Source organism: Phyllobacterium sp. SB3, assembly GCF_040009165.1.
GTDB lineage: Bacteria > Pseudomonadota > Alphaproteobacteria > Rhizobiales > Rhizobiaceae > Phyllobacterium.
Genome location: NZ_JBDYKI010000001.1, coordinates 941,716 through 961,666 on the forward strand (window position 1 = coordinate 941,716; position 19,951 = coordinate 961,666).

The window sequence follows — 19,951 nt, forward strand, 5'->3', positions numbered from 1 at the left end:
GGGATATGAGCGCAGCTGCAATCGAACTTATTGGCGTTGACAAGCGTTTTGGCACTGTACACGCAAATCGCGACATCCATCTTTCGATAGAAAAAGGCACGATCCACGGAATTATTGGTGAAAACGGTGCTGGAAAATCGACTCTGATGTCGATCCTTTACGGATTCTATCAGGCTGACAGCGGTGAAATACGCATCAACGGCAAGACGACGAAGATCAGCGATCCCAATGCCGCAATAGGGTTGGGTATCGGAATGGTGCATCAGCACTTCATGCTCGTTGAAAACTTCACAGTGCTCGAAAATGTCATGCTTGGCGTCGAAGGTGCACCTCTTCTGAAAAATGGCATTGCCAAAGCTCGCGCTGAATTGAAGCGCCTTGAGCAGGAATATGAACTCGATGTCGATCCCGACGCGCTGATTGAAGAATTACCGGTTGGGTTGCAACAGCGGGTGGAGATTCTCAAGGCGCTTTATCGGGGTGCCGAAATTTTGGTTCTTGATGAGCCTACCGGCGTTTTGACGCCGCCAGAAGCGGATCATCTGTTCCGGATTCTGGAACAATTGCGCGACCAAGGCAAAACGATCATTCTCATCACACACAAGTTGCGAGAGATCATGGCTGCAACCGACAATGTATCGGTTATGCGCCAAGGTTCAGTTGTCGCAACACGCAAGACCAGTGAAACCTCTGTAGAAGAACTGGCGGAACTCATGGTTGGCAGGCGTGTGTTGCTACGCGTACAAAAAGGCGAGGCCCAGCCCGGCGAAGTCAAGCTTTCTGTAGAAAATCTGACTGTGCGCGACAGTCGCGGTGTGGTCATGGTGGACAATGCCTCGTTCAGCGTGCGCGCAGGTGAAATCGTTGGTATTGCCGGGGTTGCAGGCAATGGGCAATCGCAGCTGATCGAAACAATCGCCGGAATTCGCGCGGCCGTGTCTGGACGCGTCCTGCTTGATGGGCAACTCATCGACATCACTGGCGCCGCTGACCCGGGGGAGTTGCGTGATCGCGGATTAGCCCATGTGCCGGAAGATCGCCACCATATGGGTCTGGTTCTGGCATTTGAAGAGTATGAAAACTCCATCCTGGGGTATCATGACGATCCCCTTTATCTCAAAGGGCCGTTCCTTGATATCGATGCTATCAAGGCCGATGCGCGCAAGAAGATTGAGAAATACGATATCCGTCCGAGTGACCCCGATCTGAAAACCGCCAACTTCTCAGGCGGCAATCAGCAGAAGATTGTGCTCGCGCGTGAAATCGAACGTGATCCGGGCGTCCTGATCATCGGACAGCCAACGCGCGGCGTCGATGTTGGTGCAATCGAGTTTATTCACAAACGTATTATTGAAATGCGTGATGCAGGTAAGGCCGTCTTGCTCGTATCCGTGGAACTTGATGAAATCCGCTCCCTTTCTGATCGCATCCTCGTCATGTTCGCTGGCCGCATCGTCGGTGAGCGGGACGCTGAAGCGGATGAAGGCGAACTCGGTTGTCTCATGGCTGGTGTCGAGCAGTTAGAGGCGGCTCAATGACCACGCAGGCGCTCATTATTATAGACGTGCAGAATGCTATTGATGATCCAAAATGGGGTCGCAGAGGCCAACCCGAAGCAGAGGCGCGGATAGCCGAATTGTTATCGGCGTGGCGTGAACGCCGTTTGCCAGTTGTTCACATCCGCCATGATTCAACTGATCCGGTATCGCCTTACCGCCCCGGCACTGATGGAAATGATTTCAAGCAAGAAGTTGCGCCCCAAATTGGGGAGCCGGTCGTAGACAAGCGCACGAACAGTGCTTTCATCGGGACCGATCTCATGGATGTCCTCGACGAACTGCAGGTTCGCAGTCTTGTTGTGACAGGAGTACTTCTTGAAAACTCCGTTGATGCAACGGTTCGAATGGCAGCAGGGCTGGGATTTGAAGTTATTATTCCGGAAGATGCCGTCGCAAGCATTGATCGCGAGGATTATCGCGGAAAACGATGGGCTGCCGAGGATGTGCATGCTTTGGCACTCTCCGTACTTGAAGGCGAATATGCCCGCATCACGACATCCGCAGATATTATCGGAAATTTGCCATGAGCCAACCTTTTGCAAAACTACCCGCTTGGGCGGATTACGGCCTTCTTCCACTGATTAATCTCATAGTGGCTTTCTTTGTGGCAGGGCTAGTCGTGCTTCTCGTTGGCGAAAGTCCGATTGAAGCAGCTGTTCTAATGGTCAAAGGCGCTTTTGGTTCTGGCGATGGTGTCGGCTACACGCTCTACTATGCAACCAATTTCATTTTCACCGGTCTATGCGTCGCTGTGGCTTTCCATTGCGGTCTTTTCAACATTGGCGGCGAAGGGCAGGCTTATATTGGGGGCCTCGGTGTCGCGTTTATCGGCCTTGGGCTTGGCGATACTTTGCCTTGGTGGGTAGTCTTTCCGCTGGCGATTATCGCATCGGGCATAGCTGGTGCCTTGTGGGCGCTCATTCCTGCCTGGTTGCAGGCGCGGCGCGGATCGCATGTCGTTATTACTACGATTATGTTCAATTTCATCGCAGCAAGCATCATGGTTTATATCGTGGTGCAAATTCTCAAGCCGATGAATATCCAGTCGCCGGAAACTCGCGTCTTTGGTGCCGGCGGACAATTGCCTAGCCTTGGATGGTTGTTGAATTCGGTGGGGCTGAACATGCGGTCTGCCCCGCTTAATCTGAGCTTTCTTATTGCTCTGGTAGCAGCGTTTTTGGTCTGGGTGCTGATCTGGCGAACAAAGCTCGGTTATGAAATCCGCACAATGGGATTCAGCCCCAAGGCAGCACGATATGCGGGCATTAGCGAGTTGCGCATTATCATAATCACCATGATGATTTCAGGTGCACTAGCAGGCATGATGGCACTAAATCCGATTATGGGCGCGCAGCATCGTTTACAGCTCGATTTTGTTGCTGGCGCGGGTTTCGTCGGCATTGCTGTCGCGCTTATGGGGAGATCACATCCGGTTGGCATTGTGCTCGCAGCGATTCTTTTTGGCATGCTCTATCAGGGCGGTGCTGAAATCGCTTTCGATATGCCGAACATCTCGCGCGATATGATCGTGATTATTCAGGGTTTGGTGATCCTGTTTGCGGGGGCGCTTGAGCATATGTTCCGACCGACACTGCAGCGCTTATTCCACAGCCTTACCCGAAAAAAGGATGGTACAGCGCACGCTCTTGCTGGAGGAAGCCAGTAATGGACAGCTTCATCACAATTCTCCAACTGTTCGATTCAACGATCCGCCTGTCGGCACCCTTATTGCTGGCATGTCTGGCCGGTCTTTACTCAGAGCGCGCCGGTATATTTGATATTGGCCTTGAAGGCAAAATGCTGGCCGGAGCTTTTGCGGCAGGCGCTGTGGCCACATGGTACGGCTCTGCCAGTCTTGGTCTGCTCGCAGCAATCGCCGTGTCGGTGGCACTGGGTCTTGTACATGGCTTTGCGTCCATTACACACAGGGGCAATCAGATCGTCTCCGGCGTTGCGATTAACTTTATTGCAGCGGGAACAACAGTCATTCTCGGACAAGCGTGGTTTCATCAGGGCGGGCGAACGCCATCGCTTCCCAACACCGCGCGGTTCAATGCGATCAACCTACCGGGTGCGGAAACTCTGCGTGAGATTCCCATTATCGGACCGATCTACTTCGAGCTGATTTCCGGCCATTCAATTCTTGTCTATCTGGCCTTCCTGCTGGTGCCGTTCACATGGTGGGTGCTCTACCGCACGCGTTTCGGGCTGCGTTTGCGGGCGGTTGGTGAAAATCCGGCTGCTGTCGATACAGCAGGTATTTCGGTGCCGTGGTTGCGATATCGTGCTGTCATATGCTGCGGCATTCTGTGTGGCGTTGCCGGTGCCTATCTTGCCACTGCCCAAGGCGCTGGATTCGTTAAAGACATGACAGCAGGCAAGGGCTACATCGCGCTCGCCGCCCTGATCTTCGCAAAGTGGCGGCCGGTACAGGCAATGTATGCTTGCCTGCTGTTCGGATTCCTTGATGCTCTAGGCATTCGTCTTCAGGGCCAAACTCTACCGCTGATTGGCGAAGTCCCTGTGCAGCTTATGCAGGCGCTACCCTATATCCTCACGATCATTCTGCTTGCCGGTTTCATTGGTAAAGCGATACCGCCAAAGGCCGGTGGCGTAGCCTACGTCAAGGAAAGATAAGTTATGAGTACAGATCTGTTTGATGCAGCCTTCGCGGCTATGCAGAAGACTCATTCGCCCTACTCACAGTTTCCTGTTGGAGCGGCAATTCGAACGAGTGACGGGCGCATCTATTCCGGGTGCAATATCGAAGTTGTTTCCTACCCGGAAGGCTGGTGCGCTGAAACGACGGCACTTTCGCACTTCGTCATGGGTGGCGGTGGCACGATTGCCGAGATTGCCGTGGTAGCGGAAAAGAAGGCAAAATGCACACCCTGTGGAGGCTGTCGGCAACGATTGGCGGAGTTTGCCGGTCCGGATGCGTTGCTGCATCTTTGTGACAATGACGGCATTGTCCAGACACTCACAATGAAAGAGCTATTTCCCTTTGGATTCGAGGCGGAAGTGCTCGGTAAGGGTGCTGCATGATCGCGCCAGCCACCAGTACTCTTATCAAGAAACTTAATGGGCTAGCTCCGCGCGTGGCTTTGGTGCTTGGGTCCGGTCTTGGCTCGCTCGTTGATGCGGTCGAGAATCCAATCCATATACCTTATTCCGAATTGCCCGGATTTCCACATAGCGGCGTGTCGGGTCATGCTGGGGAAATCGTTGCGGGGTACCTTTCAGGCAAGCCGGTTTTAATACTGGCGGGGCGGGCCCATTACTACGAAAAGGGCGATGCTTCGGTTATGCGTCCCGTCATCGCGGCGCTTGCCGAGATAGGCGTCGAGACGCTTATCCTGACCAATGCGGCGGGCTCCGTTCGTCACGATCTGGCTCCCGGTAGTGTTATGCTGATTGATGATCATATCAACTACTCAGGCTTGAACCCGCTAATAGGCGAGCCATCGGACAAACGCTTTGTCGGTATGACAACCGCTTACGATCAGCAATTAAAAGATGCCCTGATCGTAGCTGCAGGGGAGGCAGGCGAGAAATTGGCACAAGGTGTTTACATGTGGTTTTCAGGCCCATCCTTTGAGACACCGGCTGAAATTCGCATGGCCCGGACATTGGGTGCCGATGCAGTGGGAATGTCGACGGTTCCGGAAGTCATTCTCGCAAGGTTTTATGGGTTGCGCGTGGCGGCCTGCTCCGTAATCACGAATTTCGGAGCGGGAATGACCGGTGCTGAGCTGTCACACGAGGAAACCAAGGATGTGGCTCCGCAAGGTGGGACGCGGCTACAGAAAATTATCCGTTCGCTGATTCAGGACATAGGATAGCCAATGCTGCTGCCGCAAGAAATCATCCGGCGTAAGCGTGATGGCGAGACGCTGAGCGCAGCCAGCATTACTGACTTTGTAAATGCCATAAGCTCAGGCGCCATTACGGACGGTCAGGTTGCGGCATTTGCCATGGCTGTATTTTTCAATGGCATGAAGCGCGACGAAGCAGTGGCATTGACACTCGCGATGCGCGACTCGGGCGACGTTCTGGATTGGTCGGATTTGCCTGGCCCTGTAGTCGACAAGCACTCGACGGGTGGTGTTGGTGATAATGTTTCCCTGATGCTGGCACCGCTTGCTGTTGCCTGCGGAGCCTATGTTCCAATGATATCGGGTCGGGGGCTTGGTCATACCGGCGGTACGCTGGACAAAATGGATTCAATCCCGGGCTATATCAGCCAGCCGGATAATGCTCTGTTTCGTAAAGTTGTACGCGATGTTGGATGCGCCATTATCGGTCAGACGGCTAATCTTGCCCCTGCCGACAAGAGGTTTTATTCCATTCGCGATGTTACGGCGACAGTAGAATCCATACCCCTCATAACCGCATCAATCCTGTCAAAGAAACTCTCGGCCGGATTAAATGCGCTGGTTCTCGATGTGAAGTCGGGAAATGGTGCATTCATGGCCAAAAGCCGCGATGCAGTTGCCTTGGCAACCAGCATTGTAGAAGTGGCAAATGGTGCTGGCCTGCCGACCACAGCACTCCTGACGGATATGAACGAGCCACTTGCTCAGGCTGCTGGCAACGCGGTTGAAGTTAAAAATGCTGTTGATTTCCTGACGGGTGATCGTCGTGATGTCCGGCTTGAGAGTGTTACGCTGGCACTTGTCGCGGAGATGTTATTGTCCGCAAAAATTGTACCAAACCAGAAAGCAGCACTGGAAAAGACCCGTGAGGCTTTGAACAGCGGTAAGGCTGCCGAAGTTTTCGGCCGTATGGTTGCCGCTTTGGGCGGCCCAACTAATTTCGTTGAAAAGGCTGACCAGTATTTACCTGAGGCTCCCGTCAAGCTGGAAGTAAGGGCGCCACAGACAGGTTACGTGTCGACGATAGACACCCGCGCCATAGGTATAGCAGTGGTGGCGCTGGGCGGTGGCCGCACAAGACCGCAAGATACCGTCGATCATGCTGTTGGTATCACCGCTTTGCAGCCCATAGGCGCAAGAATGGAAAAAGGCGAACCGATAGCGCTTGTCCATGCACGCACAAAGAGCGATGCGGTCGGGGCCGCTATCGCCATCGAAAAGGCCTATGAATTTGCCGACAATAAACCACGAACGGCAAATCCGATTCTGCGCCGGATCGGAACCTGATTACTTCGTGCCGTACATACGGTCGCCCGCATCTCCTAGACCTGGAACAATATAGCCTTTTTCGTTCAAATGGCTGTCGATAGACGCCGTGAAAACGGGCACATCCGGATGGGCTTCGGTAAAACGCTTGATGCCTTCAGGTGCCGCCAAAAGGCAGAGAAAGCGAATGTTGCTCGCGCCCCTATCCTTGAGTTTCTGGATTGCGGCGATAGCCGAATTGGCCGTGGCAAGCATCGGATCGACGACGATGATCAGGCGGTTGACGATATCTTCGGGTGCCTTGAAGTAATATTCCACCGGCTGCAGCGTGTCGTGATCGCGATAAAGCCCGATATGCGCGACGCGTGCTGCCGGCACCAGATCCAGCATGCCTTCCAGCAAACCATTGCCTGCACGAAGGATCGAAGCAAATACCAGCTTCTTGCCCTCAATGACAGGAGACTCCATTTCGACCAATGGCGTCTGTATTGTGATGTTTGTCAGTTGCAGATCGCGGGTCACCTCGTAGCATAGCAACAGGGATATTTCCTTCAGTAGCCGGCGAAAGCCTGCCGTCGAAGTGTCCTTGTCGCGCATGATGGTAAGCTTGTGCTGGACAAGCGGGTGGGAAACGATCGTCACGCCCATGGGAATTCCTTTAAACTTAATTTGCCCAACCTTATCTGCTGAAGGGCGTGATCGCAAAGAGTGCGTGACGTGCACGCACAGTTTTGTCGCGCAACAGGTGATAGCCTTCTGCGTTTCAATATTCTATGGTTCCGGCGAATTAGACAGGCAGGTAATAAAATGAACCAGCAACGCACCGGTGCACAGGGCGGCATGGAGACATCCTTTGGCTTTCAGGATGTGGGTGATGGCGAAAAACAGACCCGCGTTAATGACGTATTTCATCGGGTAGCCAAACGCTATGACGTCATGAACGATCTGATGTCGGGCGGCCTCCATAGGGTCTGGAAGGACTCGATGATCGCATGGCTCTCACCATCCAGAACGGCCAACTGGAAGGTGCTGGACGTTGCCGGGGGGACCGGCGATGTTGCATTCAAGATCGTCGAGGCGTCCAATCGCAATGCCCATGCGACTGTTCTGGATATTAATGGCTCGATGCTTGGTGTTGGCCGGGATCGCGCAGCCAAAAAGGGGCTTTCGGAAAATACGGAATTTGTCGAGGCTAATGCCGAAGAGCTGCCATTTGAAGACAATCGGTTCGATGCCTACACAATCGCATTCGGTATTCGCAATGTGCCCCATATTGATCGCGCACTGTCCGAGGCATATCGCGTTCTGAAGCCGGGCGGGCGTTTCCTTTGCCTTGAGTTTTCCGAGGTTGAGTTGCCTGTTCTGGATAAGCTGTATGATGCCTGGTCGTTTAATGCGATTCCAAAGATTGGCAAAGCAGTGACGGGAGACGCTGACAGCTATCAATATCTGGTTGAATCCATCCGGAAATTCCCGCGTCAGTCCGATTTTGCCGACATGATCCGCAAGGCAGGGTTTGAGCGGGTCAGCTGGCGGAACTTCACGGGCGGTATTGCGGCGCTGCATTCCGGCTGGAAGTTGTGATTTGTGAATGAGTAGCTTTGCAGCAACATTTCGCCTGATGCGGGCAGGGTGGATATTGACGCGTGAGGGCGTGATAGCCGCACTTCCAGCCGAAGGTTTGCGCGGCCTCCCCGCTTTCGGGCACAAAATTGCCGGTCTTCTGGCCCGTCGCCGTGCCATGACAGCCCGCCGTTCGGAGCGCATGTCGCGCGCGATCAACAAGCTTGGTCCGTCTTACGTCAAGCTCGGTCAATTCCTGGCGACGCGCCCGGATGTTGTTGGAACGGAAGTGGCTGACGATCTCGCCTTGTTGCAGGACCAGCTCGATTATTTTCCAATGGAAGCATCGCTTCGTGCGATTGAGGGTTCGCTGGGGCGGACTGTTGATGATCTCTATTTAAGTGTCGATGCGCCGATAGCTGCTGCATCCATTGCTCAGGTGCATCCGGCCTTCATCAAAAGCGAGGATGGACCGAAGAAAGTCGCTGTCAAAGTTGTTCGGCCGGGCGTGCGCCAGCGTTTCAATAACGATCTTGAGAGTTTCTTTCTGGTCGCGCGTTGGCAGGAGCGCTATGTCCCTGCAAGCCGTCGTCTGCGCCCTGTTGAAGTTACACGCACTCTGGCACAGACAACGCGCATTGAGATGGATTTGCGTCTCGAAGCGGCCGCTCTGTCTGAAATTGGCGAAAACACCAAAGACGATCCGGGTTTCCGGGTTCCCACGGTCGATTGGGAGCGTACTGGCCGCGATGTGCTGACGCTTGAATGGATTGATGGCGTCAAAATGTCGGACATTGAGGGGCTGCGTGCTGCCGGCCATAATCTCATCAAGCTTGCCGAGACTTTGATCCAGTCCTTCCTGCGCCATACCCTGCGCGATGGCTTCTTTCACGCGGATATGCATCCCGGTAATCTGTTCGTTGACGCCGATGGGAATATCGTTGCGGTAGATTTCGGCATCACCGGGCGTCTTGGCAAGAAAGAACGCCGTTTCCTTGCCGAGATTCTCTATGGGTTCATCACCCGCGACTATGTGCGGGTTGCCGAGGTTCATTTCGAGGCGGGCTATGTGCCGCACCATCATGATGTGGCGAGTTTTGCCCAAGCGATCCGCGCGATAGGCGAACCGATTCACGGCCAGCCTGCTGAAACCATTTCCATGGCCAAGCTGCTAACGCTGCTGTTCGAGGTCACCGAACTTTTCGATATGGAGACGCGTCCGGAACTGGTGATGCTTCAGAAGACGATGGTCGTCGTCGAAGGAGTCTCGCGTACGCTTGATCCGCATTTCAATATGTGGAAAGCGTCCGAACCCGTTGTTGGTGACTGGATAAGACGCAATCTCGGACCTCAAGGTATTCTGGTGGATGCCCGCGAAGGTGCAATGTCGTTGTTGCATCTGGCACGGCAGGCTCCTGATCTCGTAGCGCGCGCTGACAGGCTTTCACTTGAGTTGGATCGCATGGCAGAAAAGGGTCTTCGGTTTGACGATCAGACGGCCTATGCGATTGGCAAGGCTGAGGCACGGCACACGCGATCCGGTCGAATAGCGCTCTGGGTGATTGCAATTTGCTTTGTTATTATAACGTATCAGCTTTTATCCTAGCAGAGTATGCCGTATATTGATTGCAATGATTGCATAACTGCGGTCATTTTTCGCTGGAGTGCAATCAAATGGCCAGTATTACTATCCGCAATCTGGATGATGCGATCAAGGAAAAGCTTCGCCTTCGCGCGGCTTTAAACGGTCGCTCAATGGAAGAGGAAGTTCGTCTTGTCCTCGGAGAACTCAACAGTGAGTCACCAAACCCAGTGACTGCGGCAGCCGCAGTTATGACTACTTCGGGATCGCTTGCGGGACGGCATATTCTTCTGATTATTGGCGGTGGTATTGCAGCCTATAAATGTCTTGATCTTATCAGGAGACTTCGGGAGCGCGGTGCGCATGTCCGGCCGATCCTCACCAAGGCAGCCGAAGAGTTCGTGACGCCTCTGGCCGTGGGCGCACTTGCTGCTGATAAAGTATTTACCGAGCTTTTTTCGCGGGAAGACGAACATGATGTCGGCCATATCCGTCTTTCGCGTGAGGCGGATTTGATCGTTGTTGCCCCAGCAACCGCAGACCTGATGGCAAAAATGGCAAATGGTCTCGCCAATGATCTTGCCAGCGCTGTTCTTTTGGCAACCGACAAACCGGTGCTAATCGCTCCGGCCATGAATCCGAAAATGTGGAATCACGCAGCCACCAAACGCAATCGTGCCACGCTGGAAAAGGACGGCATCCACTTCATTGGGCCCAATAAGGGCGAGATGGCGGAAAGCGGTGAGAGCGGTGCTGGGCGCATGGCGGAGCCGTTGGAGATCGTTGCTGCGGTAGAAAAGCAACTGGATCACAGACCCAAACCGCTTGTCGGCCGGACCATTATTATGACATCTGGTCCAACGCATGAGCAGATTGATCCGGTTCGCTATATCGCCAATCGCTCTTCCGGCAAGCAGGGACATGCGATTGCCGCAGCTCTTGCCAGACTGGGTGCGACGGTGCGGCTGGTTTCGGGTCCGGTTACAATTCCCGACCCTGAGGGTGTTGATGTCATTCGTGTCGAATCTGCACGCGAGATGCGCGATGCGATTGAGCAGCTATTACCGGCAGATGCCGCCGTCATGGTCGCAGCGGTTGCGGATTGGCGATATGCAAATGAGGCAGGTGAGAAAATCAAGAAGCAGCCTGGTGAAAAAGCACCTGCGCTGCAAATGGTCGAGAATCCGGATATTCTGGCTGGGGTAGGGCACAGCAAATTGCGTCCTCGGTTGGTGATTGGCTTTGCAGCGGAAACTCAAGACCTGCTGGCCAATGCCAGAAAAAAGCTCGACAAGAAAGGTGCCGACTGGATCGTTGCCAATGATGTTAGCCATACAAAAGGGGTTATGGGCGGCGACCGGAACGCAGTTCGCATCGTTACCCATGCCGGAGTGGAAGAGTGGCCTGACATGACCAAGGACGAAGTTGCAGAACGGTTGGCAAATAAGATTGCCGCAGCCTTGCAGGCGCTTGAAGCATGAATATTGTCATTCGCGAAGCGCGGATATCGGATGCTCAAAACATTGCCGCGCTTTCGATACAAGTCTGGCTGCATACCTACGCCAAGGTCGGTATCCGGGATGTATTCTCGCGCTATGTACTAACCGAGTTCACTGCCGATCGCTTTGCACAGGAAATAGCAAACGAACAAAAGCAACTCATTGTGGCGGAAGTTGCGGATCATCTTGTGGGCTATATCCGGTTGGATTTCGAAGCGATATGCCCCATTCGCAGTATCGCGCAACCAGAGATAGAAACACTTTACGTGCAAGAGCACTTTGCCGGTCGCGGGGTTGGCAGCGCATTGCTTAATAAAGCAGTGGAGTCGTGCACGTCACGCGATCAGCACCAAGTCTGGCTTCTGGTAAATCAGCAGAATTTGACGGCTTACCGATTTTACGAGAGCAAGCTATTTCAAAGGATTGGCACTGTTGATTTTGAGCTTGAAAGTGAACGTCATGCAAACGATGTTCTGGTCAAACGCCTCTAAGCATTGGGATGAATCTTGAGCGCATCAAAAACATCTATTCCTGTTCTTGAAACCGAACGCCTGATCCTGCGCGGACATCGCGAGGATGACTTCGAGGCGTTGCATGAAGTATGGACCCAGCCGGTAGTCTATCAATATATTTCCGGACAGCCATCTACACGGGAGAGATCATGGGGCCGCCTGCTTCAATATATCGGCATGTGGCACGCCATTGGTTATGGTTTCTGGGCTTTGGAAGAAAAAGCCACCGGCCACTATATCGGCGATGTGGGTTTTGCAAATTTCAACCGAGACATTGAACCGCCCTTCGGCGATACACCGGAAATGGGTTGGGTCTTGTCGGAAGCAGTTCATGGCAGAGGTTATGGCAATGAGGCGCTAGGCAGAATGCTTGAGTGGGGCACAGGGTTCTTCAAGGCGGATAGCACCCGCTGCATCATATCGCCGGAGAATATTGCCTCACGCCGGATTGCCGAAAAAAATGGCTTCCGCAAGATTGCGGAAACCACTTATACCGGAGAGCCTGTCTGGCTCCATGAACGGTTGTTTGAACGCTGATTACCAGCCTTCGCCTTTTTGCGATATGTGATGGATGATCTGGTTAGGGCTGGTGATCCAGAAATCCTTATGACCCTCCGGTAGTTCTTCAATCTCGTCGCAACGCGCAATTCCTTCATCCGCAAGATGCCGCGCTGCGGATTGCACATTATCTGCGGCGATTTCCAGCCAAAGCTCGGATTGACTCAGGCCGGGTGCCTTATCGATCCAAAGCTGGTTTGAGCCAAAATGGAAGCCGACATAGGGCAGGTGGTTGGTCAGTGGCTTCAGGCCGATAATGTCCCTGTAGAATGCAACGGTTGCCTCGTATTGATGCGGGGGAACCTTCATCGCGATATTATGACTTCCCTGGTAAGAAGGTCTCATGATGTTCTCTCCAATCGTTGGTACGTTCAGTTACCCATAATCTGACGGTATTCCGGCTCAAGACGCTTGTGATCTGCCCAGAAATCCTTGACCTGCCGCCCCTCCAGATGTGCAATCAGGGCAGCCAGATGCGTGTGCCAGCCAGTTGCCACACTGACCATGGAGTTCGTGCTGGCAAGCCGCGTATGGGTAATGACCAACTGCGTATCGGCCCCGACAGCGGTAAGCTCAAACATCACTTCCGATGGTTCGTTCTCCCCATCAGGCCACGTGTAACTCAAGATATGGGGTGGTTCGTAGCGTGTGACTTTCCCCTTATTTATATGCCCCTCATACTTCCGATACTCGGCGGGCGTCGGATCTTCCGACAGCTCCGAATGATGGAAGGTAAGCTCGACGTCCCCACCGACGAACGAGGCGATAGGGCCCTTTGCCAGCCATTTGCGACGCTTTTCAGACTCGGTCAGATAGGCCCAGATACGCTCGACAGGACCGGGTAGGAGACGTTCGATGCGAACCGTCAGAGGTGCCGTAACAACACCGAGACTATTGTTTCCAGCATACTCATTCATTTCATCCTCCTACTTTCTTGGGGCCTGATGGTGTTTGGGTGGTGTCTTCCTCACGAAGAATTGCTTCAAGATCATCAAGCCGTGTGTTCCAGAATTTCTCATAGGTACTCAGCCACCGCTGTGCCTCGGCAAGTCTGGCCGCTTGGAGCTGGCATATATGACTTCTGCCCTCTATACGCCGTCGGACGAGGCCCGCAGTCTCAAGGACCCTTATGTGTTTCGATGCGCCCGCCAGCGACATCTGAAAGGGCGTTGCCAGATCGCTGATGGAGTGTTCGCCAACCATAAGCCGATGCAACATCGCCCGCCGCGTAGGGTCGGAAAGTGCATGGAATACGGCATCGAGATGAGGTGCCTGAAATTCAACCATATGGTTTAGTATCATGACAGATCAGAATGGTCAACCATATGGTTTAGTGTTTTTTATTGAGTAGTTTTTTGGAACAGTACAGGATTAAGTCAGGAGAAATCCGGCGCCCAGCGGATCATCATCTTCAATGATGAATTCAGCCTTTCCGCTATAGTACGCGTGGCCGGAGACGCGGGCGGTAATCGCGTCAAATTTGCCAGTCTTTGTAGTGGTTTCGACAAACCCGGCAAAGCGCGAGCCGACAATACTCTCAAAAATCCGGGCGGTGCCTTCTGCAATCTGGCCCTTGGCGTGCATTGCCGCAAGTCTGGCAGTGACGCCAGAGCCGGTTGGAGAGCGGTCGAGCTGGGCGTCGGCGAAGATGCAGACATTCTTCGTGGGAGCTTCATTCCAGTCGTCGGAGCCATCAGTGAGAATGGAGCCGTAGAGAAAAGCCAAATCCTTGTGATCGGGGTGATCAAGCGGGATCGTTTCCTTTACGGCATCACTCAGAGCTGTCGCTGCGTGCTTGAAAGCCGTGGCTGTGTCACGCCCGAATTCCAGACCAAACTGATGGCAATCGGCAAGTGCGTAGAAAGCACCGCCATAGGCCACATCAAAGCGGATTTTGCCGAAACCCGGAACATCAACGGTCTCGTCTTTCGCAAAAAGGAAAGCAGGAACACTTTCGAAAGAAACGTTGCCGGATTTTCCGTCCCGCACTTCTACGGAAGCGACGACCATGCCGCAGGGGCACTCGATACGAACTGTTGTGACCGGTTCAACCTTGGCCACCAGCCCATAGTCAACAGCATAGCGGCCAAGTGCAATGATTGCGTGGCCGCACATGGTGGAATAGCCCTCATTATGCATGAACAGCACAGCGAGATCGGCGTCAGGAAGATCAGTATCTACCAATAGCGCGCCGTACATATCAAAATGGCCGCGTGGCTCGAACATCAATATTTTTCGCAAGTGATCGAGCCGGTCGCGCACATATGCGCGTTTGCTGAGTATCGTACCCTTGGGGAGTTTTGGATATCCATCAGTGATGATACGCAGAGGCTCGCCCCCGGTGTGCATATCGACCACTTTCAATGGATTACTCATCAGGCAATTTCCAGCAAAACAGGCAGTTTTCGCATGTCATCAAAGAGTATACCACCTGCGGCACTCAAGCCTTCGTGGTCGGCATGTTCATCGCCGCAATAGGAGAAGACGCGCATGCCTGCCGCAACGCCAGCCTTTGTGCCCGCCACGCTATCTTCGACCACAACGGCTTGGCTGGGAGCGTAACCCATCTCTTTGGCTGCATAGAGAAAAAGATCGGGAAACGGCTTGCCCCGGGCAACCATCGAGGCACTGTAAAGGACCTTGCCGAAATGATCGATAAGGCCAGTTTTGCCGAGCGTAATGTGCATCTTTTCGACATTGGCGGAGGAAGCAACGCAATAGGCGAGCTTCGCATTCTGAACAGCCGAAATCACTTCTCCGATATGGGGAATGGCTTCGACATTCTCGAAAATTACGGGAATAGCCTTGTACCACCGTTCGACAAAATCATCGCCAAGAGAATATCCCTGCGCCTCCACCTTTTCCTGAACTGCCCGCATGGGCATGCCGGTGTACGTACTGCGCAACTCGGCGAAGGTGGTTTGAAAACCAGCCCCTCCAAGCATTTTCACCAGATGGTGATTGCCGACAGTTTCGGTATCGACGAGCACCCCGTCGCAGTCGAAAATCACCAGATCGGGACGAGCCATGCGTCAGTCTTCCTTGGTTGCATTCTGCGAAAAAAGCTGTTGCAGATTGCCAAAAGTCACGCCCGTCGTGCCAAAATCGAAGGTGCCTTTGTCGAGTACCTGCCGGGCGGCATCGTGAATGGCACTGAATGCTACTGTGGTTAGCCTTGGCCCAAGAGAAATTCGCCTCACACCAATTTCAGCCAATTCGCTTACACTTAGCGGGGCAGGTGCCAGAACACTGACAGGCTTTGAAACGGATTGACATATGGTTGCGATGCTCTCGCGATCTGAGATGCCAAGGGCGAAAAGCACGTCTGCGCCAGCCTTCTCGAAAGCCTGCAATCGCTTGATGGTATCGTCCAGATCATTCCGGCCATGCAAGAAGTTTTCAGCACGCGCAGTAAAGACAAAGTCCCGCTTCAGGGCGCGGGCTGCTTCTGCCGCTGCGGCAACCCGTTCCACGGCATGGGAAAATTCATAGATCGGTTGACTTGGGTCGCCGGAAAAATCTTCGATTGAGCAGCCCGCCAACCCAGCTGCTTCAGCAGCGAAGATAGTCTCGGCAGCACTGTCAGCACTATCACCTTTGCCTTTTTCCAGATCACCCGAAACCGGAAGATCAGTAGCGGCAACGAGGTCGCGGCAATGCTGCATCATCACGTCAAATGTAATGGCGCCATCCGCAAGCCCGCGGGAAAAGGCAAAGCCTGCACTGCTCGTTGCCATGGCTTTAAAGCCGAGAGACGCTAGAAACTTAGTTGTACCGGGGTCCCATGGATTAGGCATGAGCAGTACATCTGGTCCCTGATGCAGCAGGCGAAATGTTCTGCCATTGTCCATGATAACCTCCCAGTCAGTTTATTGACTTCCTAAGCCGTTCCCGTTGAACCAAATCCGCCGGCTCCGCGGGACGTTTCACTTGCGTGCTGCCGCTCTTCAACGTCCAGCTGAACCACGGGTGCGAGAACGACCTGAGCAATACGCATGCCACGTTCGACATAGAAATCATCCTCACTCAGATTGATGAGGATTACTTTTACCTCGCCGCGGTAGTCAGAATCAATTGTTCCTGGCGTGTTGAGGCAGGTAATCCCATTTTTAAGCGCCAGTCCGGAGCGCGGGCGGATTTGCGCCTCGAACCCGGCCGGAATTTCAAAGATCAATCCGCTGGGCACCAATGCGCGTTTGCTGGGGAGCAATAGCAATGGTCTGTCTTCAGGAACAGCCGCACGAAGATCCATACCGGCTGAGCCGGGCGTTTCGTAGGACGGCAGTTCCAGCCCTTTTGCATGATCAAGACGGACCAAGCCGAGTGCGGGATTTTTCGGGCGAGTGGAATCGGTTTTCTGTGACATGAAGAGACCTTTTTCACCAGACGGCCGGTACCGTCAACTGACAAGATACGCTGTATCCATTGTTTGCACACAATCTGCTATTATCCCAGCCGCATACTGGCGATTCGCAAGAATGCGATGACAGGCTATAGTTGCATATTATGTGATCAAAATCGGGTGATTCATGTGCCGTTGGGCTGCCTATATCGGACCTGAACTTTTTCTTGAAGATGTCATAGCCTCACCCTGCCACTCGCTGATTGCGCAAAGTCATGATGCGCACGAAGCCAAAACCCGCACCAACGGCGATGGTTTTGGCGTGGCGTGGTATGGCGCGCGCGAAGAGCCGGGACTATACCGCGACATACTTCCCGCATGGTCCGATCAGAATTTGCGGAGCCTGTCCCGCCAGATCAGGTCGCATCTATTTTTGGCACATGTTCGTGCCTCGACGGGCGGCGTCACCAGCCGCATGAATTGTCATCCATTCGTCTCTGGCAAATGGAGCTTCATGCACAACGGTCAGATCGGCCATTTTGACAGGTTGCGCCGGGGTCTGGAATCCCGATTGGACGATGCAATTTACGCGCAAAAGCTTGGTTCAACGGATTCCGAACTGATATTCCTGCTCATGTTGCAACATGGGCTTGACCACGATCCCGCCCGGGCGCTCGTTGAAGCGGTAAACACGATCAAAAGCGAAGCCGCACGTATAGGTGTTCCAGCGTTTATTCGGCTGACGGCGGCCTTCTCCGATGGCCACCGGCTCTATGCGGTCCGCTACGCCACGGATCGCTTTGCTCCCTCGCTTTATACGGCAACGCTTGCCCCAAATGCGGGACTGTGTGTTGTGTCGGAGCCGCTGGACGGTGAGGCAGGAAACTGGATGCCGGTTCCGCCAAACAGCTTTGTGACCGTGAAAGACACAAAGCGCATCACTATCGAACCATTCATGGTCACCGAAGAATCCGCACCCACACTGGAAAGCGCCTGACCCTTTGGAATTGATGGTCGACGGGAAAGGCTGGGGCTGATAGAAGGCCCCAACCTTTCCCTTAGTCGAGCTATCCTTTATGTCCTCTGCCGATCATCCCGTTTCCAAGCGCCGTACGTTCGCGATTATTGCGCATCCTGACGCCGGTAAAACTACTTTGACCGAAAAGCTGCTGCTGTTCGGCGGTGCAATCCAGCTTGCGGGTGAAGTCAAGGCGAAGAAAGATCGCATCCAGACGCGTTCTGACTGGATGAACATCGAGCGGGATCGCGGTATTTCTGTTGTCACCTCGGTCATGACTTTCGAGTACAAGGATTGCATATTCAACCTGCTTGATACGCCGGGTCACGAAGACTTTGCGGATGATACCTATCGTACACTCACCGCGGTGGATAGCGCTGTGATGGTGATCGATGCCGCCAAGGGTATTGAAGCGCGTACGCTGAAGCTTTTCGAAGTCTGCCGCATGCGCGATATCCCGATTGTGACTTTCATCAACAAGATGGACCGCGAAAGCCGCGACCCTTACGACATTCTTGATGAAATCGAGCAGAAGCTTGCCTTGGACACGGCACCGATCACCTGGCCAATCGGCAGGGGGAAAAGCTTTGCCGGAACATATAATCTCCAGAACAATACGGTGCGTCAGCGCGACTCTGAAGAAACACCGCGTCCTGTGAATGGTCCTGAAGCGTCAGGCGCTTCCGGACTTTTGCCTGAAAACGAACGTCAGGCATGGATTGATGAAGTGACGCTGGCACGCGATGCATGCAATCCATTTGATTTGCAGGCATTTCGCGAAGGGCATCTGACACCCGTCTATTTCGGTTCGGCATTACGTAATTATGGCGTGCGCGACCTGATCGAAGCTTTCTGTGATTTTGGCCCCAGCCCGCGTGCACAGGATGCGGACACCCGCAGGGTCGAGGCAACGGAAGACAAGATGACCGGGTTCGTCTTCAAGATTCAGGCGAACATGGACCCGAACCATCGTGACCGTATCGCCTTTCTGCGGGTCTGCTCGGGGAAACTATCGCGTGGCATGAAGGCAAAGCTCGTGCGCACCGGCAAGCCAATGGGTCTTTCTGCGCCGCAATTCTTCTTTGCTCGTAGCCGGCAGATCGCCGATGAAGCCTGGGCTGGTGATGTGGTGGGCATCCCCAACCATGGCACGCTGCGCATCGGAGATACGCTTACTGAAGGTGAAGATCTGCTCTTCCGCGGTGTTCCGAACTTCGCGCCGGAAATTCTCCGCCGCGTGCGGCTGGACGATGCCATGAAAGCCAAGAAGCTACGCGAAGCGCTTCAGCAGATGGCAGAAGAGGGCGTGGTTCAGCTCTTCCTGCCGGATGATGGCTCGCCTGCAATCGTTGGCGTCGTAGGTGCGCTGCAGATCGATGTTCTGACTGAACGTCTTAAGGTGGAGTACACTTTGCCGGTTGGGTTCGAGCCTGCGCGGTTCACCGTTGCGCGCTGGATTTCTGCCGATGATCCTGCGGAACTGCAGCGGTTTATCAATGGTCACCGTGCCGATATCGCCCATGACCTTGATAATGATCCGGTGTTTCTGGCGCAGAATACCTTCTCACTTTCCTATGAAGCAGAGCGTTGGAAGGCAATCCGATTTGCTGCGATCAAGGATTATCAGGTGCGCGACAAGGTGGCCTAAGCATCCTTTTCAGCTGCGTCGGTTACTATTATAGAAAATGCGTGGGCACCGTCTCATGATCTTTAACGTAAGTACAACCATCGTATCGCCACCGTGCGGTGCGGCAGGATGTGCTTCCAATAATTGAGGTTATGAGATGAACGATGAAAATGTCATCCACTTTGGACGAATTGCCGCCATGCTTCCCGTCAAAGACATGGTCCGTGCGCATGATTTCTATACGCGCGCATTTGGCTTCACCAAAACGTTCGAAAACGGCAATCCTGTAGGATTCATGATCCTGAAGCGGGAGGCTGCTGAACTGCATCTCAGCTTGCAAAAAGATTATGATCCACCCCCGTTCAACGTGGCGCACATGATCGTAGACAATGTCGATGCACTTCATGCGATCTGCCAGAGCGAGGGCCTGCGCATTATCAAGGGATTGAAAGACAAGGACTACGGCCTCAGGGCATTCGTCTTTGAAGACCACGACGGTAATCGCATCGATGTGGGGCAACCTATCTGAAATGAAAAGGGAGGGTTAGAA

At 53.7% G+C, this 19,951-nt stretch carries 23 protein-coding genes; 15 read left to right on the top strand and 8 right to left on the bottom strand.

Going from position 1 to position 19,951, the window contains the following annotated elements:
* Positions 1–5: 5 nt before the first annotated feature.
* From ABKW30_RS04610 to deoA, 7 genes are read left to right on the top strand one after another with little or no spacing between them, the layout of a single operon-like run.
* The gene (locus ABKW30_RS04610; protein WP_348596956.1) at positions 6–1,538 is read left to right on the top strand and encodes an ABC transporter ATP-binding protein; all 1,533 of its coding nucleotides are present in this window, start codon (positions 6–8) and stop codon (positions 1,536–1,538) included.
* Complete coding sequence (locus tag ABKW30_RS04615; protein WP_348596958.1) at positions 1,535–2,086, top strand: cysteine hydrolase family protein; 552 nt, start codon at positions 1,535–1,537, stop codon at positions 2,084–2,086. The genes ABKW30_RS04610 and ABKW30_RS04615 overlap by 4 nt, the downstream gene beginning before the upstream one ends.
* On the top strand, positions 2,083–3,225 hold the full coding sequence (locus tag ABKW30_RS04620) for an ABC transporter permease (protein ID WP_348596960.1): 1,143 nt from the start codon (positions 2,083–2,085) through the stop codon (positions 3,223–3,225). Before ABKW30_RS04615 ends, ABKW30_RS04620 begins: the two co-directional genes overlap by 4 nt.
* Positions 3,225–4,196 carry an ABC transporter permease gene (locus ABKW30_RS04625; protein ID WP_348596961.1) on the top strand — a complete coding sequence of 324 codons (972 nt, stop codon included), beginning with the start codon at positions 3,225–3,227 and terminating at the stop codon, positions 4,194–4,196. The genes ABKW30_RS04620 and ABKW30_RS04625 overlap by 1 nt, the downstream gene beginning before the upstream one ends.
* A gap of 3 nt (positions 4,197–4,199) precedes the next feature.
* Positions 4,200–4,604: a cytidine deaminase gene (locus tag ABKW30_RS04630; protein ID WP_348596963.1), complete on the top strand. Its 405-nt coding sequence runs from the start codon at positions 4,200–4,202 to the stop codon at positions 4,602–4,604.
* Positions 4,601–5,401 (top strand): purine-nucleoside phosphorylase, encoded by an 801-nt coding sequence (locus ABKW30_RS04635; RefSeq protein ID WP_348596965.1) that lies wholly within the window; start codon positions 4,601–4,603, stop codon positions 5,399–5,401. Before ABKW30_RS04630 ends, ABKW30_RS04635 begins: the two co-directional genes overlap by 4 nt.
* A gap of 6 nt (positions 5,402–5,407) precedes the next feature.
* A complete protein-coding gene (gene deoA, locus ABKW30_RS04640) occupies positions 5,408–6,721 on the top strand; it encodes a thymidine phosphorylase (RefSeq protein WP_348597618.1) in 1,314 nt (437 codons plus the stop codon).
* Here deoA and upp read toward each other — a convergent pair whose 3' ends face one another.
* Positions 6,722–7,348, bottom strand: coding sequence for a uracil phosphoribosyltransferase (gene upp / locus ABKW30_RS04645; protein WP_348596967.1), 627 nt, complete (start codon positions 7,346–7,348; stop codon positions 6,722–6,724). It lies immediately after the preceding gene.
* 159 nt (positions 7,349–7,507) lie between these two features.
* Here upp and ubiE point away from each other — a divergent pair, with 159 nt between their 5' ends.
* The 5 genes from ubiE (at position 7,508) to ABKW30_RS04670 (ending at position 12,393) form a co-directional block, all read left to right on the top strand.
* Complete coding sequence (gene ubiE / locus ABKW30_RS04650) at positions 7,508–8,284, top strand: bifunctional demethylmenaquinone methyltransferase/2-methoxy-6-polyprenyl-1,4-benzoquinol methylase UbiE (RefSeq protein ID WP_348596969.1); 777 nt, start codon at positions 7,508–7,510, stop codon at positions 8,282–8,284.
* 7 nt (positions 8,285–8,291) lie between these two features.
* The gene (gene ubiB, locus ABKW30_RS04655; protein WP_348596970.1) at positions 8,292–9,869 is read left to right on the top strand and encodes a 2-polyprenylphenol 6-hydroxylase; all 1,578 of its coding nucleotides are present in this window, start codon (positions 8,292–8,294) and stop codon (positions 9,867–9,869) included.
* A 227-nt stretch (positions 9,870–10,096) separates the two neighbouring features.
* Positions 10,097–11,326, top strand: a complete 1,230-nt coding sequence (coaBC, locus tag ABKW30_RS04660; protein ID WP_348597620.1) for a bifunctional phosphopantothenoylcysteine decarboxylase/phosphopantothenate--cysteine ligase CoaBC — start codon at positions 10,097–10,099, stop codon at positions 11,324–11,326.
* Positions 11,323–11,835, top strand: coding sequence for a GNAT family N-acetyltransferase (locus ABKW30_RS04665; protein ID WP_348596972.1), 513 nt, complete (start codon positions 11,323–11,325; stop codon positions 11,833–11,835). The genes coaBC and ABKW30_RS04665 overlap by 4 nt, the downstream gene beginning before the upstream one ends.
* Positions 11,836–11,850: 15 nt before the next feature.
* Positions 11,851–12,393 carry a GNAT family N-acetyltransferase gene (locus tag ABKW30_RS04670; RefSeq protein WP_348596974.1) on the top strand — a complete coding sequence of 181 codons (543 nt, stop codon included), beginning with the start codon at positions 11,851–11,853 and terminating at the stop codon, positions 12,391–12,393.
* Here ABKW30_RS04670 and ABKW30_RS04675 read toward each other — a convergent pair whose 3' ends face one another.
* The 7 genes from ABKW30_RS04675 to dut form a co-directional block, all read right to left on the bottom strand.
* Positions 12,394–12,759 (bottom strand): hypothetical protein, encoded by a 366-nt coding sequence (locus ABKW30_RS04675; RefSeq protein WP_348596976.1) that lies wholly within the window; start codon positions 12,757–12,759, stop codon positions 12,394–12,396.
* Positions 12,760–12,785: 26 nt separating this feature from the next.
* Positions 12,786–13,331, bottom strand: a complete 546-nt coding sequence (locus tag ABKW30_RS04680) for an SRPBCC family protein (protein WP_348596978.1) — start codon at positions 13,329–13,331, stop codon at positions 12,786–12,788.
* Between the two features lies 1 nt (position 13,332).
* Positions 13,333–13,701 carry a metalloregulator ArsR/SmtB family transcription factor gene (locus ABKW30_RS04685; RefSeq protein ID WP_348596979.1) on the bottom strand — a complete coding sequence of 123 codons (369 nt, stop codon included), beginning with the start codon at positions 13,699–13,701 and terminating at the stop codon, positions 13,333–13,335.
* Positions 13,702–13,785: 84 nt separating this feature from the next.
* A complete protein-coding gene (locus ABKW30_RS04690; protein WP_348596981.1) occupies positions 13,786–14,790 on the bottom strand; it encodes a proline racemase family protein in 1,005 nt (334 codons plus the stop codon).
* The gene (locus ABKW30_RS04695) at positions 14,790–15,443 is read right to left on the bottom strand and encodes an HAD family hydrolase (protein ID WP_348596983.1); all 654 of its coding nucleotides are present in this window, start codon (positions 15,441–15,443) and stop codon (positions 14,790–14,792) included. The genes ABKW30_RS04690 and ABKW30_RS04695 overlap by 1 nt, the downstream gene beginning before the upstream one ends.
* Before the next feature lie 3 nt (positions 15,444–15,446).
* On the bottom strand, positions 15,447–16,265 hold the full coding sequence (locus ABKW30_RS04700; RefSeq protein WP_348596985.1) for an isocitrate lyase/phosphoenolpyruvate mutase family protein: 819 nt from the start codon (positions 16,263–16,265) through the stop codon (positions 15,447–15,449).
* Positions 16,266–16,294: 29 nt separating this feature from the next.
* Complete coding sequence (dut, locus tag ABKW30_RS04705) at positions 16,295–16,780, bottom strand: dUTP diphosphatase (protein WP_348596987.1); 486 nt, start codon at positions 16,778–16,780, stop codon at positions 16,295–16,297.
* A 163-nt stretch (positions 16,781–16,943) separates the two neighbouring features.
* Between dut and ABKW30_RS04710 the strand changes: the two genes are divergently transcribed.
* The 3 genes from ABKW30_RS04710 (at position 16,944) to ABKW30_RS04720 (ending at position 19,930) form a co-directional block, all read left to right on the top strand.
* Complete coding sequence (locus tag ABKW30_RS04710; RefSeq protein WP_348596989.1) at positions 16,944–17,753, top strand: class II glutamine amidotransferase; 810 nt, start codon at positions 16,944–16,946, stop codon at positions 17,751–17,753.
* Between the two features lie 79 nt (positions 17,754–17,832).
* Positions 17,833–19,422, top strand: a complete 1,590-nt coding sequence (locus ABKW30_RS04715; RefSeq protein ID WP_348596991.1) for a peptide chain release factor 3 — start codon at positions 17,833–17,835, stop codon at positions 19,420–19,422.
* Between the two features lie 136 nt (positions 19,423–19,558).
* Positions 19,559–19,930: a VOC family protein gene (locus tag ABKW30_RS04720; protein ID WP_348596993.1), complete on the top strand. Its 372-nt coding sequence runs from the start codon at positions 19,559–19,561 to the stop codon at positions 19,928–19,930.
* Positions 19,931–19,951 lie beyond the last annotated feature (21 nt).

What these genes read in the sequence shown, in the direction of transcription:
- ABKW30_RS04610 (WP_348596956.1), top strand. Translation starts at nt 6, where the DNA reads ATGAGCGCAGCTGCAATCGAACTTATTGGCGTTGACAAGCGTTTTGGC.
- ABKW30_RS04615 (WP_348596958.1), top strand. Translation starts at nt 1,535, where the DNA reads ATGACCACGCAGGCGCTCATTATTATAGACGTGCAGAATGCTATTGAT.
- ABKW30_RS04620 (WP_348596960.1), top strand. Translation starts at nt 2,083, where the DNA reads ATGAGCCAACCTTTTGCAAAACTACCCGCTTGGGCGGATTACGGCCTT.
- ABKW30_RS04625 (WP_348596961.1), top strand. Translation starts at nt 3,225, where the DNA reads ATGGACAGCTTCATCACAATTCTCCAACTGTTCGATTCAACGATCCGC.
- ABKW30_RS04630 (WP_348596963.1), top strand. Translation starts at nt 4,200, where the DNA reads ATGAGTACAGATCTGTTTGATGCAGCCTTCGCGGCTATGCAGAAGACT.
- ABKW30_RS04635 (WP_348596965.1), top strand. Translation starts at nt 4,601, where the DNA reads ATGATCGCGCCAGCCACCAGTACTCTTATCAAGAAACTTAATGGGCTA.
- upp (WP_348596967.1), bottom strand. Translation starts at nt 7,348, where the DNA reads ATGGGCGTGACGATCGTTTCCCACCCGCTTGTCCAGCACAAGCTTACC.
- ubiE (WP_348596969.1), top strand. Translation starts at nt 7,508, where the DNA reads ATGAACCAGCAACGCACCGGTGCACAGGGCGGCATGGAGACATCCTTT.
- ubiB (WP_348596970.1), top strand. Translation starts at nt 8,292, where the DNA reads ATGAGTAGCTTTGCAGCAACATTTCGCCTGATGCGGGCAGGGTGGATA.
- coaBC (WP_348597620.1), top strand. Translation starts at nt 10,097, where the DNA reads ATGACTACTTCGGGATCGCTTGCGGGACGGCATATTCTTCTGATTATT.
- ABKW30_RS04665 (WP_348596972.1), top strand. Translation starts at nt 11,323, where the DNA reads ATGAATATTGTCATTCGCGAAGCGCGGATATCGGATGCTCAAAACATT.
- ABKW30_RS04675 (WP_348596976.1), bottom strand. Translation starts at nt 12,759, where the DNA reads ATGAGACCTTCTTACCAGGGAAGTCATAATATCGCGATGAAGGTTCCC.
- ABKW30_RS04680 (WP_348596978.1), bottom strand. Translation starts at nt 13,331, where the DNA reads ATGAATGAGTATGCTGGAAACAATAGTCTCGGTGTTGTTACGGCACCT.
- ABKW30_RS04685 (WP_348596979.1), bottom strand. Translation starts at nt 13,701, where the DNA reads ATGGTTGAATTTCAGGCACCTCATCTCGATGCCGTATTCCATGCACTT.
- ABKW30_RS04690 (WP_348596981.1), bottom strand. Translation starts at nt 14,790, where the DNA reads ATGAGTAATCCATTGAAAGTGGTCGATATGCACACCGGGGGCGAGCCT.
- ABKW30_RS04695 (WP_348596983.1), bottom strand. Translation starts at nt 15,443, where the DNA reads ATGGCTCGTCCCGATCTGGTGATTTTCGACTGCGACGGGGTGCTCGTC.
- ABKW30_RS04700 (WP_348596985.1), bottom strand. Translation starts at nt 16,265, where the DNA reads ATGGACAATGGCAGAACATTTCGCCTGCTGCATCAGGGACCAGATGTA.
- dut (WP_348596987.1), bottom strand. Translation starts at nt 16,780, where the DNA reads ATGTCACAGAAAACCGATTCCACTCGCCCGAAAAATCCCGCACTCGGC.
- ABKW30_RS04710 (WP_348596989.1), top strand. Translation starts at nt 16,944, where the DNA reads ATGTGCCGTTGGGCTGCCTATATCGGACCTGAACTTTTTCTTGAAGAT.
- ABKW30_RS04715 (WP_348596991.1), top strand. Translation starts at nt 17,833, where the DNA reads ATGTCCTCTGCCGATCATCCCGTTTCCAAGCGCCGTACGTTCGCGATT.
- ABKW30_RS04720 (WP_348596993.1), top strand. Translation starts at nt 19,559, where the DNA reads ATGAACGATGAAAATGTCATCCACTTTGGACGAATTGCCGCCATGCTT.